Raw genomic sequence first — 16236 nt, forward strand, 5'->3', positions numbered from 1 at the left:
CGTTAGGAACCCGCCGTCGTCAGGAACCTGCAGCGTCCTGCTGGTAGACGTCCGGGATGCCGTCCTGGTCCGAATCCCGGCGCTCCTCTTCCTCCGCGATCCGGTACTGCCGGTTCCGGGTGGTGAGCACCGCGCTGGCGAGCAGGGCCGCGATGAAGGACGCCGCCAGGATGCCGACCTTCGCGTGGTCGTCGTGGGGGCTGCCCTGGCCGAAGCTCAGCTCTGCCACCAGCAGCGAGACGGTGAAGCCGATGCCGGCGAGGATGGACACCCCGGTGATATCGATCCAGCGCAGCGAGCCGTCCAGCCGGGCGCGGGTCAGTTTGGTCAGCAGCCACGTGGTCGCCAGGATGCCGATCGGCTTTCCGAGGACCAGCGCCACGATGATGCCCAGAGCCACCGGATCGGAAAGCGCCGAGCCCAGGCCCTCCCAGCCGCCGACCGCCACCCCCGCGGAGAAGAACGCGAAGACCGGTACGGCCACGCCGGCCGAGATGGGCCGGAAGCGGTGCTCGAAGATCTCCGAGAGTCCGGGCCCGGCCTCGGGGCCGCCGCTGGCCTGCGAACGGATCACCGGGATGGCAAAGCCCAAGAGCACGCCGGCCACCGTGGCATGGATTCCGGAGGCGTGAACCAGGGCCCAGGTGATGACGCCCAGAGGCAGCAGGATCAGCCAGGCGGCGGGAGCCTTGAGGCCGAAGAACCGCCGGTACCGGTGGGCCAGGAACGTGTAGAGCCCCAGCGGTACGAGAGCCAGCAGCAGGGGCAGCACGTGCAGCTCCCCGGAATAGAACACCGCGATGATGGTGATGGCGATCAGGTCGTCCACCACCGCGAGGGTGAGCAGGAAGATCCGCAGGGCACTGGGCAGGTGCGAGCCGATGATGGCCAGGACGGCGACGGCGAACGCGATGTCCGTGGCGGTGGGAATGGCCCAGCCGCGGAGCGTTTCGGCGTTGCCCAGGTTCACCAGCACGTACAGCACCGCCGGCACCAGGACACCGCCGGCCGCGGCAGCCACGGGGACGATCGATTTGCTCAGTTGCCGGAGGTCGCCGGCGATGAATTCGCGCTTGAGTTCGAGGCCCACCAGGAAGAAGAAGATCGCCAGCAGGCCGTCCGCGGCCCAGGCGCCGAGGCTGAGGTTCAGATGCCAGGGTTCGTAGCCGATGGTCAGGTCGCGAAGCGCAAAGTAGCTCCCCGAGGCCGGGGAGTTTGCCCAGATCAGGGCGACGACGGCGGCGGCCACCAGCAGCGCGCCACCAACGGTTTCCTTGCGGAGGATCTCGCCGATGCGCAGTGATTCGGCGTAGCTGCCGCGGCTGAACAGGGCGGGACGGGTCGAAGCCGTCTTCTGGCCCGGCGGCTGCGGGGAAGGGGTCGTGGGTGTCTGGCTCATCTGGGAAGTCCTCACGGTGGGGTCGACGAAATTATGCCGACCAGACTTCCCGGCGCACCTGACTCCAGTCTAGGCGATAGGCCCGGCTGCACGTGGGCCGGTCCGGCCGCCGGGTCAGGCGAGCAGTTGCTGGACCATCTCCCGCGACTTCCGGTAGGCCGGCGCCTTTGTGTCGATGAGGGCGAAGTGGTCGCCGGGGACCTTGACCAGCTGCACCGCGGCTCCGGCGGCGCGGGCGGCGGAGGCATAGGTCTCGGACTGGCTGATCGGCACGGTGTCATCCTCCGTGGTGTGGAGCGCGACGACGGGCACGTTGAGGGGCACCGCGGTCATGGGGTCCGCATACTTATGCCGTTTGGGGTATCTTTCCGAGGAGCCGCCCAGGAAGTTGCTGACGGCCCCGTTGCTGAGGTCCAGCCGCTCCGCCTCGGCCAGGTTCAGCAGCCCGGACTGGCTCACCACGCCCGTCAGGTGCACCGCCGCGCCGTCGTCGTTGCGTTGCAGTTGCCGGTCCGCGTCAGGAAGTCCCAGCGCGCCCAGCCGGCTCCGCCCCGCGGCCCAGACCGCCAGGTGGCCGCCCGCTGAGTGGCCCAGCGCCACCACGCGGTCCAGGCCAAGGCCGTGCTCGCCGGCGGCATCCCGGAGCTTGTCGATGCCGTTCAGGACGTCCGCGAAGGTCTGCGGCCAGCCGCCGCCGTTGCCGGCCCGGCGGTACTCGAGGTTCCAGGCAGCCATTCCGTGGCTCGCGAGGTCCTTGGCCAGCGGCTCGCCCAGTTCGGCCCCGTACTGGGAACGCCAGTAGCCGCCGTGAATGACCACCGCCACGCCCCTGGTTTCGGTGCCGCCGGGCAGGAACAACTCGGCCCACTGGCTGGGGTCGTCCCCGTAGTGATACTTCTGCCGCTTCACGGTGTCCTCCGGGGGGCCGGGTGAGCATGCCACGGCGGCGGCCCCCAGAGCCGCCGTAGCCGCAGCACCGAGCAACACCCGACGCCGCAGATCAGCCATGCCCAGAGCCTACCGTGGGCCTGAGGCCGTACGGCGGAGGCCCGGGCGGACGTCCGCGGGGGAACCGGACGGCGGCGGGGCCCGGGCACACTGTCGGTGCCGCACCGTATGCTGGGGCGCATGGCAAGCAACTGGGACCGTCTGGACCCTGCACTGCGCGAATCGGTGCAGGAAAACGTGGAGCTCTACGAGCGGGTCCGCCCTGCCCTGAAACTCGTGACCCGGGACGTGCTGCTGACGCTGCGCACCATGCTGAAGGGCACCGAGGTGACCCCGCTGTTCGTCACCGGACGGACCAAGACGGTGGAATCCTTCCGCGAGAAGATCTCCCGGGTGGAGGAACCGGTGGAACCCGGGGCGCCGCCGGTGCTGAAGTTCCCGGACCCGTTCCGGACGCTCAATGACATGGTGGGAATCCGGGTGATCACCAAGCTTCCGGCGGAAAACGCCGTCGTGGCCAACCTGATCAAGCGGCAGCGGCAACTCTTCGACTGCCGCGGTGACCGGGAAAAGGACATCGGCTCGATCGAGTCCGGGACCTACGGGTACTCCAGCCGGCACCTGATCCTGCGCAGCATCCAGAATGAGGCGGTCAAGGAGTATCAGCAGGTCTTCAACCCGGAAGCCCAGCCCAACGGCAGCTACTTCTTCGAATGCCAGATCCGGACGGTCTTCGCCCACGCCTGGAGCGAGATCGAGCATGACATCCGCTTCAAGGCCGAGGACCCGCGCGCCTGGACCCCGCAGTTCGACCGGCAGTTCACCGCCACCGCCGCGATGCTCGAGACGGTGGAAAGCGCCTTCGCGGACCTGCACGAACGCTACGAAGAGGTCCGCAGCTACTGGGACATGGAGGGCGAGGGCGCCGCGCAGCTGACGCCGAACCGGATCCGCGACGTCTGGCGGACCCTGCTGCCGCACGTTGACCGGAAGGTCGACGACGACTGGGGCTGGGCCGCGGAGCTGATGGCGGCCCACGGGCTGAACCAGACCGTGGAGCTCGCGGGGCTGCTGAGCGCTTCCCGCATCACCGAGGTCCGCAAGGCCCTGGACCACCGCTACTCGCCCGGGCCGGACCGGCTGCTCGATGACCTGCTGCTCTGGGAGTACGGGCACGCGCACATCGACCTCACGGCCGAGCCCGCCGACGCCGTGCCGCACCCCCGCCGCGACAGCCTGCTGCGCCGCCTGAAGCAGATCGAACGCTACCGGCTCACCAAGGGGTAGGTTCCGGGACCCGGTTTAGAGCGCCGTGGGTTCCAGCCGTTCCTCGACGACGGCTGCCTCTGATGTTCCGGGCCGCTGGAGCCGCACCCGGTAGGCCGCCTTGCCGGGGGCTTCGGTGACCACGTTGGCGAGGTCGGTACCGCGGTAGACCAGGCCCACGCCGTCGTCGGTGCAGTGCGTCTCCCCCAACGTGCCGTCGGCCACCAGCCGGTGCACCGTGGGACGGCGCGCGGCCTCGGAATCGTAATGGACGCCGTTGTCGTAGGGCAGCAGCGCCAGCCCGTTGCCCACGGCCCGGAGTTCGGGGCCGAACGAGTCGGTGGTGCCGCCCTTGAACCAGCAGATGGACCCGGCGGAGACTCCGGCGAGGACCACGCCGGCCTCCCAGACGCGGCGGAAGATTTCGTCCAGGCCGTGGGCGCGCCAGACCGCCAGGAGGTTGACCACGGAGCCGCCGTTGACCCAGACGACGTCCTGGCCCAGCAGGTATTCCTCGATGTTCCCGACGTTCGGCATGGTGAAGAGGTTCAGGTGGCTGAGGCCGAACCCGGCCACCCTGCCGGCCTCGCTGAGTTCGTGGTTGAACCAGCGCTGGTCGCCGCTGGCCGTGCCGACATGGCTGATGCGCGGCGCGCGCCCGGAGACACCGGACAGGTCGACGGCGTGATGCACCAGTTTGTTGAACTCGAGGCGGGTCCGGGTGCCGGGGCGCAGGCCGCCGGAGGTTGCGAGGATGGTGGGACTGTCGGCGGTCATGGTGCGGGTTCCTCCGGCGGGGTCAGGGGCGGTGTGCTTCGAGACTAGCCGTCATCTGCTGCCGGGCCCCGTAGCCGTCCAGGCCCAGGCGCCCTTCCGTTTCCAGGAGCAGGCGCTGGAACGACGTCGTGGGCACCGTGGGGACAAACCCGAGCCGGGCGTAGAACGGTGCATTCCACGGCACGTCGACGAAGGTCCGCAGCGTCAGCTCGGGATAGCCCCTGGCCGCCGCGTCTTTCGCGGCCAGCACCAGGGCCGTTCCCATACCCCGACGGCCATACTCCGGAAGGACGGACACCTGCTCAAGGTGCGCAGCACCGTCCCGTTCGATGACATGGACGAATCCGGCGGCGCCGCCCTCCGGGGATTCCGAAACGAGGAGGAATCCCGGCTCCGCCGCCCGCTCCGCGCCCGTCGGTGCCGGATCCCAGGGCTCTGCGTTCAACCAGTCGGTCAGGAGGCGGTCAGCGGCGTTCTCGATCCGCTCGAGGGCCTCGAAATCGGCCTCCATGGCGGGTCGGATCAGCGGCTTCACGGCCACATCCTATGACCTGGCCCCGAAACCTTGCCGGACCTGAGGCACGGAACCACGCCGCCCGGACGCGCCCGCTCGAAGCCGGCCGGGCGGGCCAGCGGCTACCTTTGGAGGCAGGCGGCAGCGTCCCGGCCGCCCCCACAGCCGAAAGAAGGTCTGGATGGACAGCGACGCCGGTGCATGGTTCCTCAGCGGCCCGGAGCGGGGTAATCCCGCCAGCGAGGTGCAGGACGGCCGGAACGGAGGTCCCGCCTGGTCTGAGGGGAACCTGGTCCGGCCCCTGGTCCACGGGGTCACCTACTTCGCCCGCCTGCACGAGGAACTGTCCTCGCTGACCGCCGGCGACCGCGTCTGGTTCACGGACTGGCGCGGCGACGCCGACGAGCGCCTGGTGCCCGACGGCCCCACCATCGGCGACCTGCTGGCTTCCCTGGCGCGCTCCGGCGTCGAGGTCCGCGGCCTGGTGTGGCGTTCCCACGGTGAGCGCATTTCCGCACCGATCAGCGGCCGCTCCAACGAGCTGCTGGGCCGCGAGATCAACGACACCGGCGGCGAAGTCCTGCTCGACCAGCGGGTGCGGATGTTTGGCTCCCACCACCAGAAACTGGTGGTGATCCGGCGCCGGGACGATCCTGCCCGGGACGTGGCGTTCGTCGGCGGCCTGGACCTGTCGCACAGCCGCAGGGACGACGCAAACCACGCCGGGGATCCGCAGGCCGTGGAGATGGACCCGCGCTACGGTGAGCGCCCGCCGTGGCATGACGCCGCCCTGGAACTGCGCGGGCCCATCGTGGCGGACGTGCTGGCCGTCTTCGCCGAACGCTGGAACGATCCCCACCCCCTGGACCGCAAGACCCCCTACCGGATGCTGCTGCAGCGCCTGGCCCGGATGCCGCGGCATCCGGAACCGCTGCCGGAGACCGCCCCGCCGCCCCCGCCGGCGGGCAGCCACGCGGTCCAGGTGCTGCGCACCTACGGGGTGAAGCGGCCGCCCTTCCCGTTTGCGCCCGACGGCGAACGCAGCATCGCCCGTGCCTACGCCAAGGCGTTCGGCCGCGCGAGGTCGCTGATCTACATCGAGGACCAGTATCTGTGGTCCCTCGAGGTGGCGGACGGGATCGCCGACGCCCTGGAACACAATCCCGACCTTCGGGTGATCGCCGTCGTGCCGCGCTACCCGGACTCGGACGGCCGCCTCGGCGGTCCGCCGCGACGGCTGGGCCAGCTCCAGGCCCTGCACCGGCTGCACCGGGCCGCCCCGGACCGGGTGTCCGTGTTCGACCTGGAAAACGCCGCCGGAACCCCGGTGTACGTCCACGCCAAGGTCTGCATCATCGACGACACCTGGTTCACGTGCGGCTCGGACAACTTCAACCTCCGGTCCTGGACCACGGACAGCGAATTGACCTGCGCCGTCGTGGCCCCGGCTTTGGCCCGGCAGCTCCGGCGCGAACTCTGGGCCGAGCACCTGGGCCTGGACCCGGCCGACCCCCGGATGGACGACGCCGATTCCTGGGGAGACCTCTGGAAAGGGACGGCCGCCGCCCTGCAGCACTGGCACGACGGCGGCCGCACGGGGCCCCGACCCGCGGGCCAGGTACGCCGCCACACCGTCGAGACCGTGACCCGGCTGCAGCGGCTCTGGGCGGAGCCCCTCTACCGGCTCATCGTCGACCCGGATGGCCGGCCCCGACGGCTGCGGGGAACCACTCAGTTCTAGGGACAGGCTCCGGCCTGTCAACGGCTGCACGGACTGAACCGACCCTGACCTGCTGGTCTTTGCTGGAAGCGTTTTCGGCGCGCCGCTTGGCAAAAGATCGCAAGCACCCTTACTATTTCCCCTGAAGCGGCCCTCGGGCCGGGACTCACCAAGAACCATCCATATCTTCACCCAAAGAGTCATCAAGGAGTCATCATGTTGCTTTGGATCGCGATTATCCTGGCCGTTCTCTGGCTGCTCGGCCTGCTCGGCAGCATCGGCGGCGGGTTCATCCACCTGCTGCTCGTCGTCGCCGTCATCGTCCTGATCTTCCACTTCGTCCGTGGTCGATCCTCGCGCGTCTAAGTACCGCGGAACCCGGCAATGGCGGGGGTGCTGACCTGGTCGGCTCCCCCGCCATTGCCATGTCCGGGCTAGCCTAGATCCGGTGGCCACCCGGGCTGCCGCCGGCCCTCGGGCCGGGGAAGGGAGTCCCGTGAAGAAGATCCTGTCCCGCGAACCCGGCTGGCGTCGGGAGGGGCAGATGCCCGACTACCGCTTCTCCCTGGCCAACGAACGAACCTTCCTGGCCTGGATCCGCACCGCGATGGCCATCCTCGCGGGGGCTATCGCCATCGACCAGCTCACGCCGCAGATCGCGCCCCAGCCGGTGCGGGTAGTGCTGTGCCTGGTCCTCTCGGTCATCGGCGCCCTGCTGGCCGTCGAGGCCTACCGCCGCTGGGCCCTCCAGGAACAGGCCATGCGGAACAACCGCGAACTCCCGCACGCCTGGCTGCTGGTGGCGATGACCGGAGTCATCGCCGCGGCCGCCGTCGTCTTCGCCGTCCTGATACTGCTGGGCCGATGAGCGCCGCGGCCGACGGCGGAGCGGTCCAGGGCCGGGATCCCGGCCTTCAACCGGAGCGGACCTCGCTGGCATGGCGGCGGACCTTACTGGCGCTCCTGGTGGCGGACTTCTTCATCTGGCGCTCCTGGCTCACGCACCTTGGGTTGGAACACAGCCAGGAACACTCCCCCGAACAGGGCGGACCCGGCGGCTACGCGCTGGGCCTCGGAATCGCCGCCGCGGCTGCCGCGGCGGCAACGGTGCTGATCGCGGGCTGCGTGATTGTCCGGGCCCGGGTCCTGCGGCGCGACACCGACGCCCCCTCCGCCGCGTTGCTTCGGACGGCCGCCGGTGCGGTCCTCCTGCTCGCCGCGGCGGTGGCCGCCAGCCTCGTCCTTTCCCGCTGACCCCACGCAAGGGATCGGTTCACGACGACGGCGCCCGCTGTCATTGACCGCCGGCAGGAGCCTTACGCGATGCCGGTGGTGCCGAGCAGCAGGCCGACGGCGTAGGTGAACGCCATGGCCAGCGCACCGCCGATCACCAGGCGCAGGGTGGCCTTCCGCTTGGAGCTGCCGCCGATCCTGGCGCTGATCGTGCCCGTGATGGCCAGGGCGATGACGACGGCGACGAAGGTCAGCGGAATGCGCACCTCCGCGGGAGTCAGGATGATGGTCAGGAACGGAAGGATCGCGCCAACGGTGAAGGCGATGGCCGAGGCCATGGCGGCGTGCCAGGCGCTGACCACTTCGTGCTCGTCGATCTTCAACTCAGCCTCGAGGTGCGCACCCAGCACGTCGTGGTCGGTCAATTCCCGGGCCACCGTCTGGGCCGTGGCCTCCGAGAGTCCCTTGGCCTGGTAGATCGCGGCGAGCTCCGCCAGTTCGCCCTCGGGATCCTCCGCCAATTCGCGGCGTTCCTTCTCAATCAGGGCACGCTGGCTGTCGCTCTGGCTGCTGACGGAGACATATTCCCCAAGAGCCATAGATACGGCGCCACCGACGACGGCGGCCGCGCCGGCCACGAGGATGGGGGTGACATCGTTCGTCACACCGGCCACGCCCACCACGGTCGCGGCGACGGAAACGATGCCGTCATTCGCGCCGAGGACGCCGGCCCGCAGCCAGTTCAGCCTCGCGGCAATGCTCTCGTCGTGCGGTTCATTGGCGTGCAGCGCGGCGTCAGTCATGGCCTTAGTAAAACACCCGGCGGCGGGCCGCGCCACGGTGGGCCGCCGGCGGGCGGGGAGGGACGCACGCCGTCGGACCCGCCGTCGGACCCGCCGAGACCCGCTTGAGACCCTTCGGAAGGCCACACAGAGGGGCCCTTCCGGCTCTGGCGCAGCCACGGACCCGTGCCTAGAGTGGCCCCCAAACGCTCAAAAGACGGTCCAACGAAGGGACTTCGATGTCATTTCAGGCCTACCTTGACTCCATCGAGGCGAAAACCGGACTCACCCCCAGGGAGTTCCTCGATGCCGCCCGCGACAAGGGCATGACGGGCAGTTCCGTGAAGGCCGGGGAGATCCTCGACTGGCTCAAGGCCGACTACGGGCTGGGCCGCGGCCACGGGATGGCCCTGGTGCACGTGTTCAAACACGGCCCGGGCATCAGCGCCAAGCACGTCGGAACCACCGGCGCGCACAGCGACGCCACCGACACGCTCTGGCTCGACGGCAAGGACTCGAAGCCCAGAACTTAGTCCCGGGGCACGCCGTCGAGGGTCAGTGCCCGGCGCCGAGCTTTCCGCCGAGCCGTTCCTGCATCCGGACGCTGGCGTCGTTGAGACCCACGATCTTCACGTCCTTGCCATGGTGGCGGTACTTCTCCGTGATCGCGTCCAGCGCCGCCACGGTGGAGGCATCCCAGAGGTGGGACGCGTGCAGGTCGATCACCACAAACTCCGGGTCCAGCGCATAGTCAAACTGCGTATAGAGCTCGTTCGAGGAGGCGAAGAACAGCTCGCCGGTCACCGTGTAGGTGGCGGTGTCATGGCCGCCGGCGGTGGTCACCGTGCGGTCCACGGTCACGAAGTGCGCCACGCGGCGGGCGAACAGCACCATGGCCACGAGCACCCCGACGCCGACGCCGACGGCCAGGTTGTGGGTGGCGACGGTGCCGATGACCGTGGCCACCATGACCGCCGTCTCGCTCTTGGGCATCATCTTCAGGGTGCGGGGCCGGATGCTGTGCCAGTCGAAGGTGGCTACCGATACGAAGATCATCACTGCCACCAGCGCCGCCATCGGAATCAGGGACACGATGCCGCCCAGCACCACCACCAGGATCAGCAGGAAGACGCCGGCCAGGAAGGTGGAGATCCGGGTGCGGGCGCCGGAGGCCTTGACGTTGATCATGGTCTGGCCGATCATCGCGCAGCCACCCATGCCGCCGAAGAAGCCGGTCACGATGTTGGCCACGCCCTGGCCCCAGGCCTCACGGGACTTGGGCGAGCGGGTATCGGTGATGTCGTCGACCAGCTTGGCCGTCATCAGGGACTCCAGCAGACCCACGAAGGCCATGGCCAGCGAGAACGGGAAGATGATCTGCAGCGTCTCGAGGGTGAACGGGACGGACGGGATCAGCAGGGACGGCAGCGAATCCGGCAGGGCGCCCTTGTCCCCCACGGTCGGGACGGCGACGGCGGCCAGCACGGTGATGAGCGTCAGCACGACGATCGCCACCAGCGGGGCGGGGACGGCGGTGGTCAGTTTCGGCAGGCCGAACACGATCACGAGGCCGAGGGCCGCCAGCGGGTAGACCAGCCAGGGGACGCCGAGGAGTTCGGGGACCTGGGACATGAAGATCAGGATGGCCAGGGCGTTGACGAAGCCCACCATGACCGAGCGCGGGATGAACCGCATTAGCTTCGCCACGCCGGACAGCCCCAGGATGATCTGGAATATGCCGGCGAGGATGACCGCCGCGATGAGGTAGTCCACGCCATGTGAGGCGACCAGCGGCGCCATCACCAGGGCCACGGCCCCCGTGGCGGCGGAGATCATGGCGGGACGACCGCCCACGATCGAAATCGTGACGGCCATGGTGAAGGAGGCGAAGAGGCCGATCCGCGGATCGACGCCGACGATGATTGAGAACGCGATGGCCTCGGGAATCAGCGCGAGGGCGACGACGAGGCCGCCGAGGACCTCGGTCTTCAGCCGCCGCGGGGAGGCGAGGGTGGCCCTGACGGACTGACGTTCTTCGGGGGTTGGGGCGGGTGCGGGCACGGCGGTTGTCACGGCCACTGCTGGCTCCGTTTCTGATTGGGGGCGCCGGGGCGCCACGGATCCCGGGACCGGCCCGGGTCTGGCGAATTCTGTGATGCGTCGATTGCGGGCGCCACACTGCGCCGAAGAAGAGCGGGACGGCTTGGCCATCACACCGCGTCTTCATCAACTCTACCCTAACGTGATGGTAGAGTTGAACGTCGAGCGGACGGAGACCTTCATGACGGCCAAAACCACCACCATGCACATCGGCGAACTGGCGGAACGCACGGGCCTGTCCCTGCGCACCATCCGGCACTACGACGACGTCGGCCTGCTGCCCGCGTCCGCCCGCACCGAGGGCGGCTTCCGCGTCTATTCGGAGACCGATGCCGATCGCCTGATGGTGATCAAGCAGATGAAACCGCTCGGATTTTCCCTGGAGGAAATGGCCGAAATCCTGGCCCTGCTCGGCACGGAGGCCCCTACGGCCACCACCGCACTTGCCGAATTCCTGGAACGCGCCGAAATCCAGCGCGCCAAGATGGCCCGCAACCTCGCCCAGGCCGACGAGTTCATCACCATGCTGAGCCGCCGGACCGCCTAGACTCCGCCTGACACACTCCCCGCGCCCCCGGTCACAAAGTGGCCGCGCGGACGCGCCGAGTGGCACCATTCTTGGATGCTTGAGGCAACTAAATCTTCAGAGTCCCGCACCGACGCGGACACCCCGGCCAATCCCGCCCTCGCCGCCGAGGCCCGGATCGCCCGCATCGCCGTCACGGTCTTCCCGCTCCTGGTGGTGGTGGCCGGCGTCGCCGGCTTCCTGGCACCGGGCGCCTTCAAGCCGCTCGCACCGAGCGTCCCGTATCTGCTCGGCATCATCATGTTCTGCATGGGACTGACCCTCACGCCGCCGGATTTCGCCTCCGTGGCGAAGCGGCCGTGGGCCGTGGTGCTGGGCATCGTGGCGCACTACGTCATCATGCCGGGCGCCGGCTGGCTGATTGCCCAGGCGCTGCACCTCGAGCCCGAACTCGCCGTCGGCGTCATCCTGGTGGGCTGCGCGCCGTCGGGCACAGCCTCGAATGTGATGGCTTTCCTGGCCAAGGGCGACGTCGCCCTTTCCGTCGCCGTCGCCTCCGTCTCGACGCTGATCGCCCCGGTGGTCACTCCCCTGCTGGTGCTGTTCCTGGCCGGTTCCTACCTGCAGATCGACGCCGCCGGAATGGTGCTGGACATCGTCAAGACCGTGCTGCTGCCCGTCGTCGCCGGCCTCCTGGCGCGCCTGTTCCTCAAGCGCGTGGTGGCGAAGGTCCTCCCGGCCCTGCCGTGGGCCTCGGCCGTGGTGATCTCCCTGATCGTGGCGATCGTGGTCGCCGGCAGCGCTAGCAAGATCGTCGCCGCCGGCGGCATCGTCTTCCTCGCCGTGGTGCTGCACAACGGCTTCGGCCTGGGCCTCGGCTACCTCGCCGGCAAGCTGGGCCGCCTGGACGACAAGGCCCGCCGCGCCCTGGCGTTCGAGGTGGGCATGCAGAACTCCGGCCTGGCCGCGACGCTGGCCACCGCGCACTTCAGCGCCCTGGCCGCCCTGCCCTCGGCCGTGTTCTCGCTCTGGCACAACGTCTCGGGCGCCATTGTGGCCGCTTGGCTGGCCCGCCGTCCGCTGCGCGACGCCTAAGCCGCTTTTCGTTTCACCGGCTGGGCCTCAGCCGATCCGTGCCGCCTCGTCCAGTGTGCGGGCCTCGAAGTGCTCCAGCATGGGGCGGATCGCGGCGAGCCCTTGGGCGAACGTCGGGGAGCCGCGCCACTGCTCAATTTGCTCCAGCGACTCCCAGGCGCCGGTACTGATGAAGCGCTGGCGGACGTCCGCGTCGTGCATCAGCACGGCTTGGGCGCCCGGGTAGTCCTCCTCGGTCTTCCTGGCCAGGTCCCGCCAGGCCTGGACAAAGTCATTCTCGCGGCCGGGATGCACCAGCCAGATCCCCAGGCTGTAGACAGACATGGCCCGCCTCCGTTCTCGATGTGGGGCTGATTCCCCCAGCATCGGACTGGCCCGCGGGCGCCGGTAGGGCCGGACTGCCCGCCGGCCGCTAGCCGATCAGGGCCAGAACCGCGCCGGCGCTGACGGAGCCGCCGGCGTCCGCCCGGACGTCGGTGAGGGTGCCGTCCCGGTGGGCGGAAACCTGGGTTTCCATCTTCATCGCCTCGAGGACCACGACGGCGTCGCCCGCGGCGACCTCGGTCCCGGGCTCCACCAGCCACTTCACCACGGTGCCGGCCATGTCGGCGCGGAGTTCGGCTGGGTCGGCCTCCGCGGGGCGGGTGTCCGCCCGGCCGGCGTCTGCGCGACCGCCGGTTTCGGCGTCGTACCCGCTCCCACCCACTGCCGCACCGTTCCCGCCGCGCATCCAGCCGTCCAGCAGCTCCGCGGGGAGCCCGACGGCGAGGCGTTTTCCGTCGACATCCACGGTGATGGTGCGGCGGGCGCCCTCGGGTGCGGCCGGGCTGTAGCGGGGGTCGGCCGGGATCCGGTCCGCGAAGTCCGTCTCGATCCAACGGGTATGGACGTTCAGGGCGTCGGGGGCGGTGAAGTCGGCGGCGTCGAGGACGGCGCGGTGGAACGGCAACACGGTGGCGACGCCGGTGATCTCCAGTTCGGCGAGGGCACGGCGGGCGCGGCGGATGGCCTGCTGCCGGTCCGCGCCGGTGACGATCAGCTTGGCCAGCAGCGAGTCGAACTGCGGCGCCACGATCGAGCCGGCGCGCACGCCGGAGTCGAGCCGGATGCCCGGGCCGGTGGGGCCGCTGAAGCCGGTGACGGTGCCGGGCGAGGGCAGGAAGCCGCGGCCCACGTCCTCGGCGTTGAGCCGGAATTCGAAGGCGTGGCCGCGGGGTGCCGGGTCCCCGTCGAGGCCCAGCGGCTCCCCCGCGGCGATCCGGAACTGCTCCTGCACCAGGTCCACGCCGGTGGTTTCCTCGGTGACCGGGTGCTCCACCTGCAGGCGGGTGTTGACCTCGAGGAAGGCCACGGTCCCGTCGGCCGCAACGAGGAATTCCACGGTGCCCGCGCCGGTGTAGCCGGCCTCCCGGCAGACGGCCTTCGCGGCGTCGTAGATCTGCCGGGTCTGCTCGTCGGTCAGGAACGGTGCCGGGGCCTCCTCGACCAGCTTCTGGTGGCGGCGCTGGAGTGAGCAGTCGCGGGTGCCGACGACGGCCACGTTTCCATGCGTGTCGGCGAGGATCTGGGCCTCGACGTGGCGGGGCCGGTCCAGGCACCGCTCAACGAAGCACTCCCCGCGGCCGAACGCGGCGACGGCCTCGCGGACGGCGGAGTCGAAGGCCTCCTCGACCTCGTCGAGGGAGCGGACCACCTTCAGGCCGCGGCCGCCGCCGCCAAAGGCCGCCTTGATGGCCATGGGCAGGCCGTTCTCCTCGGCGAAGGCGCGGGCCTCGGCCGCGGAGCCCACCGGTCCGTCGCTGCCGGCCACCAGCGGGGCTCCGGCGCGGACCGCCGTCTCGCGGGCGGTGATCTTGTTGCCCAACAGCAGAATCGCCTCCGGGGACGGCCCGATCCAGGTCAGCCCGGCGTCCAGGACGGCCCGGGCGAAGTCTGCGTTCTCGGAGAGGAAGCCGTAGCCGGGGTGCACGGCGTCGGCGCCGGACGCGGCGGCCGCGGCGAGCAGCTTGGGGATGCTCAGGTAAGTCTCGGCCGGCGAGTTGCCGCCGAGCGCGTAGGCCTCGTCGGCGGCGGAGACGTGGAGGGCATCGGCGTCGACGTCGGCGTACACGGCCACGGAGGCGAGCCCCGCGTCGTCGCAGGCCCGGGCTATCCGGACGGCAATCTCTCCTCGGTTGGCGATCAGGACCTTGCGCATCAGGAACTCACTTCTGTGTCGGAGACTGTGGGGGCGGCGGGCGTTGCCGCGGGGGCGTCGGTGTGGTTGTCGCTGTCGCTGTCGGCCCAGCGGAAGCGGATGGTTCCGCCGATGGGGACCTGCCCCGCCCGGTCCAGGTGCGCGTCGACGACTACGGCGATCACCGGGTACCCGCCGGTGACGGGGTGGTCGGCCAGGAAGAGCACGGGCAGGCCCTCGGGCGGGACCTGGAGCGCACCGGAGACGGTCCCCTCGCTGGCCAGTTCACCGTCCCGGGTGCGGCGCAGCGGTGTGCCGTCCAGCCGCATACCCACGCGGTTGGACTGCGGCTTCACGGTCCACTCCTGGGCCGTAAGGGAGTCCAGGGCGGCCCGGTCGAACCAGTCCGCGCGGGGCCCGGGGATGACGTCGAGCACGGTCACGCCGTCGTCGGGGAAGTCGGGCTGGACCTCGGGGTGGCCCACCACGCCGGACTCGGTGCTGCCGCCGGCGGCCAGCGTCTGCCCGGCTGCCAGAGGGGCCGGGCCGAGGCCGGCGAGCGTGTCGGTGGACCGGCTGCCCAGTACCGGCGGGACATCGACGCCGCCCCGCAGGGCCAGGTAGCTGCGGAACCCGCTGGCGGGGGCACCGAGGGTCAGGGTCTCGCCGTCGAGCAGCGCGAACGGGGTGGCCATTGGCACGGTGCGGTCGAGGGCCGCGCCGTCGTCACTGGCCGTGATGGTCAGCTCGCCGGGAGCACCGGTGACGGCGAGGACCTGGTCGCCCACGGCGCGGACCTGCAATCCCCCGGCCACCGTCTCGATCACGGCGGCGGACGCCGCGTTCCCCACCAGGCGGTTGGCCCGCCGGAGCGAGGCCCGGTCCAGGGCCCCGGCCGCGGATACGCCCAGGCCGGCGTGGCCGGTGCGGCCAAGGTCCTGGATCAGGCTCTGCAGTCCGGGCGACATGATGCGAAGCCCGGAGGAGGCTTCCTGCGCCGGCGCGTCTGTGGCCGGCGCGGATTCGGGGGCGATGTTCAGGCTCTCCCGGACCGCGCGGAACTGGATCCGCTGGCCGGGGGCGGCGAGGGCGGGCTGGTCCCGGCTCAGGTCCCACATCCGGGCGGTGGTGTGTCCGATCAGCTGCCAGCCGCCGGGTGAACGGCGCGGGTAGACGGCTGAATAGGTGCCGGCCAGGGCGACGGCCCCGGCGGGGACGGCGGTGCGGGGCGAGCTGCGGCGCGGCACCTCCAGGGCGCTGTCTTCGCCCAGCAGGTAGCCGAAGCCGGGGGCGAATCCGGCGAAGGCCACGGTCCAGAGCTGGCCTGTGTGGGCGGCGACGACGCCGTCGGGGCCCAGCCCGGTCAGCCGGGCCACCTCGGCGAGGTCCTCGCCGTCGTACACGGTGTCGATGACCACCAGGCCACCGTCGCGCTGGACCGGGGTGGTGAGGTCGAGTTCCGGGAGGGTGGCGGCGATGCGGCGGGCGGAGGCCGGGGAGTCGGCGGTGACCAGGACGGTCCGGGCGGCGGCCAGCACGTCCACCTGGCCGGGCAGCGGGTGTTCCTGGAGCAGGGCCTGCAGGGCCAGGACGTCTCCGGTGCCGGCGAGTTCGGCCAGGACCGCGCGGGTCCCGGCCGGGCGGACGCCAACCACCCTGCCCGTCCCCGCCTGCAGTGCCTCCCCCGTTGTCTGGGTCAT

At 70.4% G+C, this 16236-nt stretch carries 17 protein-coding genes; 8 read left to right on the top strand and 9 right to left on the bottom strand.

The features are described 5' to 3' along the window. Positions 1-19: 19 nt before the first annotated feature. Both nhaA and ACRQ5B_RS05745 read right to left on the bottom strand, forming a co-directional pair. On the bottom strand, positions 20-1399 hold the full coding sequence (gene nhaA, locus ACRQ5B_RS05740) for a Na+/H+ antiporter NhaA (RefSeq protein WP_412884474.1): 1380 nt from the start codon (positions 1397-1399) through the stop codon (positions 20-22). A gap of 114 nt (positions 1400-1513) precedes the next feature. Continuing rightward, positions 1514-2308 carry an alpha/beta hydrolase gene (locus ACRQ5B_RS05745; protein ID WP_432398704.1) on the bottom strand — a complete coding sequence of 265 codons (795 nt, stop codon included), beginning with the start codon at positions 2306-2308 and terminating at the stop codon, positions 1514-1516. Between the two features lie 219 nt (positions 2309-2527). Between ACRQ5B_RS05745 and ACRQ5B_RS05750 the strand changes: the two genes are divergently transcribed. After that, positions 2528-3634, top strand: a complete 1107-nt coding sequence (locus ACRQ5B_RS05750; protein ID WP_432397818.1) for a GTP pyrophosphokinase — start codon at positions 2528-2530, stop codon at positions 3632-3634. A gap of 15 nt (positions 3635-3649) precedes the next feature. Here the strand turns inward: ACRQ5B_RS05750 and ACRQ5B_RS05755 are convergent, their stop codons facing one another. Together ACRQ5B_RS05755 and ACRQ5B_RS05760 are read right to left on the bottom strand one after the other, a co-directional pair. Then, positions 3650-4390, bottom strand: a complete 741-nt coding sequence (locus ACRQ5B_RS05755; RefSeq protein WP_432397821.1) for a Type 1 glutamine amidotransferase-like domain-containing protein — start codon at positions 4388-4390, stop codon at positions 3650-3652. Between the two features lie 22 nt (positions 4391-4412). After that, positions 4413-4925: a GNAT family N-acetyltransferase gene (locus ACRQ5B_RS05760; RefSeq protein ID WP_432397823.1), complete on the bottom strand. Its 513-nt coding sequence runs from the start codon at positions 4923-4925 to the stop codon at positions 4413-4415. A gap of 160 nt (positions 4926-5085) precedes the next feature. Here ACRQ5B_RS05760 and ACRQ5B_RS05765 point away from each other — a divergent pair, with 160 nt between their 5' ends. The 4 genes from ACRQ5B_RS05765 to ACRQ5B_RS05780 all read left to right on the top strand — a co-directional run bounded on the left by ACRQ5B_RS05765 (position 5086) and on the right by ACRQ5B_RS05780 (position 7878). Further along, positions 5086-6645: a phospholipase D-like domain-containing protein gene (locus ACRQ5B_RS05765; protein WP_432397826.1), complete on the top strand. Its 1560-nt coding sequence runs from the start codon at positions 5086-5088 to the stop codon at positions 6643-6645. 195 nt (positions 6646-6840) lie between these two features. After that, a complete protein-coding gene (locus ACRQ5B_RS05770; RefSeq protein ID WP_290257060.1) occupies positions 6841-6990 on the top strand; it encodes a lmo0937 family membrane protein in 150 nt (49 codons plus the stop codon). A gap of 130 nt (positions 6991-7120) precedes the next feature. Next, positions 7121-7492: a YidH family protein gene (locus ACRQ5B_RS05775; RefSeq protein WP_377971079.1), complete on the top strand. Its 372-nt coding sequence runs from the start codon at positions 7121-7123 to the stop codon at positions 7490-7492. After that, positions 7489-7878, top strand: coding sequence for a DUF202 domain-containing protein (locus ACRQ5B_RS05780; RefSeq protein ID WP_432397829.1), 390 nt, complete (start codon positions 7489-7491; stop codon positions 7876-7878). Before ACRQ5B_RS05775 ends, ACRQ5B_RS05780 begins: the two co-directional genes overlap by 4 nt. Before the next feature lie 62 nt (positions 7879-7940). Here ACRQ5B_RS05780 and ACRQ5B_RS05785 read toward each other — a convergent pair whose 3' ends face one another. Continuing rightward, positions 7941-8660, bottom strand: coding sequence for a VIT1/CCC1 transporter family protein (locus ACRQ5B_RS05785; RefSeq protein WP_432397832.1), 720 nt, complete (start codon positions 8658-8660; stop codon positions 7941-7943). A gap of 218 nt (positions 8661-8878) precedes the next feature. On the opposite strand from ACRQ5B_RS05785, the gene ACRQ5B_RS05790 reads away from it, so the two are divergent. Further along, positions 8879-9172, top strand: coding sequence for a DUF4287 domain-containing protein (locus tag ACRQ5B_RS05790; protein WP_412884468.1), 294 nt, complete (start codon positions 8879-8881; stop codon positions 9170-9172). Between the two features lie 22 nt (positions 9173-9194). On the opposite strand, the gene ACRQ5B_RS05795 is transcribed toward ACRQ5B_RS05790, so the two are convergent. Next, positions 9195-10718, bottom strand: a complete 1524-nt coding sequence (locus ACRQ5B_RS05795) for a SulP family inorganic anion transporter (protein ID WP_412884467.1) — start codon at positions 10716-10718, stop codon at positions 9195-9197. A 166-nt stretch (positions 10719-10884) separates the two neighbouring features. On the opposite strand from ACRQ5B_RS05795, the gene ACRQ5B_RS05800 reads away from it, so the two are divergent. After that, positions 10885-11286 (top strand): MerR family transcriptional regulator, encoded by a 402-nt coding sequence (locus ACRQ5B_RS05800; protein ID WP_432397836.1) that lies wholly within the window; start codon positions 10885-10887, stop codon positions 11284-11286. Positions 11287-11361: 75 nt separating this feature from the next. Next, positions 11362-12360: a bile acid:sodium symporter family protein gene (locus tag ACRQ5B_RS05805; RefSeq protein WP_412884465.1), complete on the top strand. Its 999-nt coding sequence runs from the start codon at positions 11362-11364 to the stop codon at positions 12358-12360. Between the two features lie 27 nt (positions 12361-12387). Here ACRQ5B_RS05805 and ACRQ5B_RS05810 read toward each other — a convergent pair whose 3' ends face one another. From ACRQ5B_RS05810 to ACRQ5B_RS05820, 3 genes are all read right to left on the bottom strand, one after another. Next, positions 12388-12684 (bottom strand): antibiotic biosynthesis monooxygenase family protein, encoded by a 297-nt coding sequence (locus ACRQ5B_RS05810; protein WP_412884464.1) that lies wholly within the window; start codon positions 12682-12684, stop codon positions 12388-12390. A gap of 88 nt (positions 12685-12772) precedes the next feature. Continuing rightward, on the bottom strand, positions 12773-14557 hold the full coding sequence (locus ACRQ5B_RS05815; protein ID WP_432397839.1) for an acetyl/propionyl/methylcrotonyl-CoA carboxylase subunit alpha: 1785 nt from the start codon (positions 14555-14557) through the stop codon (positions 12773-12775). After that, positions 14557-16236, bottom strand: a complete 1680-nt coding sequence (locus ACRQ5B_RS05820) for a 5-oxoprolinase/urea amidolyase family protein (RefSeq protein WP_432397842.1) — start codon at positions 16234-16236, stop codon at positions 14557-14559. Before ACRQ5B_RS05820 ends, ACRQ5B_RS05815 begins: the two co-directional genes overlap by 1 nt.

It is taken from the genome of Pseudarthrobacter sp. L19 (assembly GCF_050859435.1).
Lineage (GTDB): Bacteria > Actinomycetota > Actinomycetes > Actinomycetales > Micrococcaceae > Arthrobacter.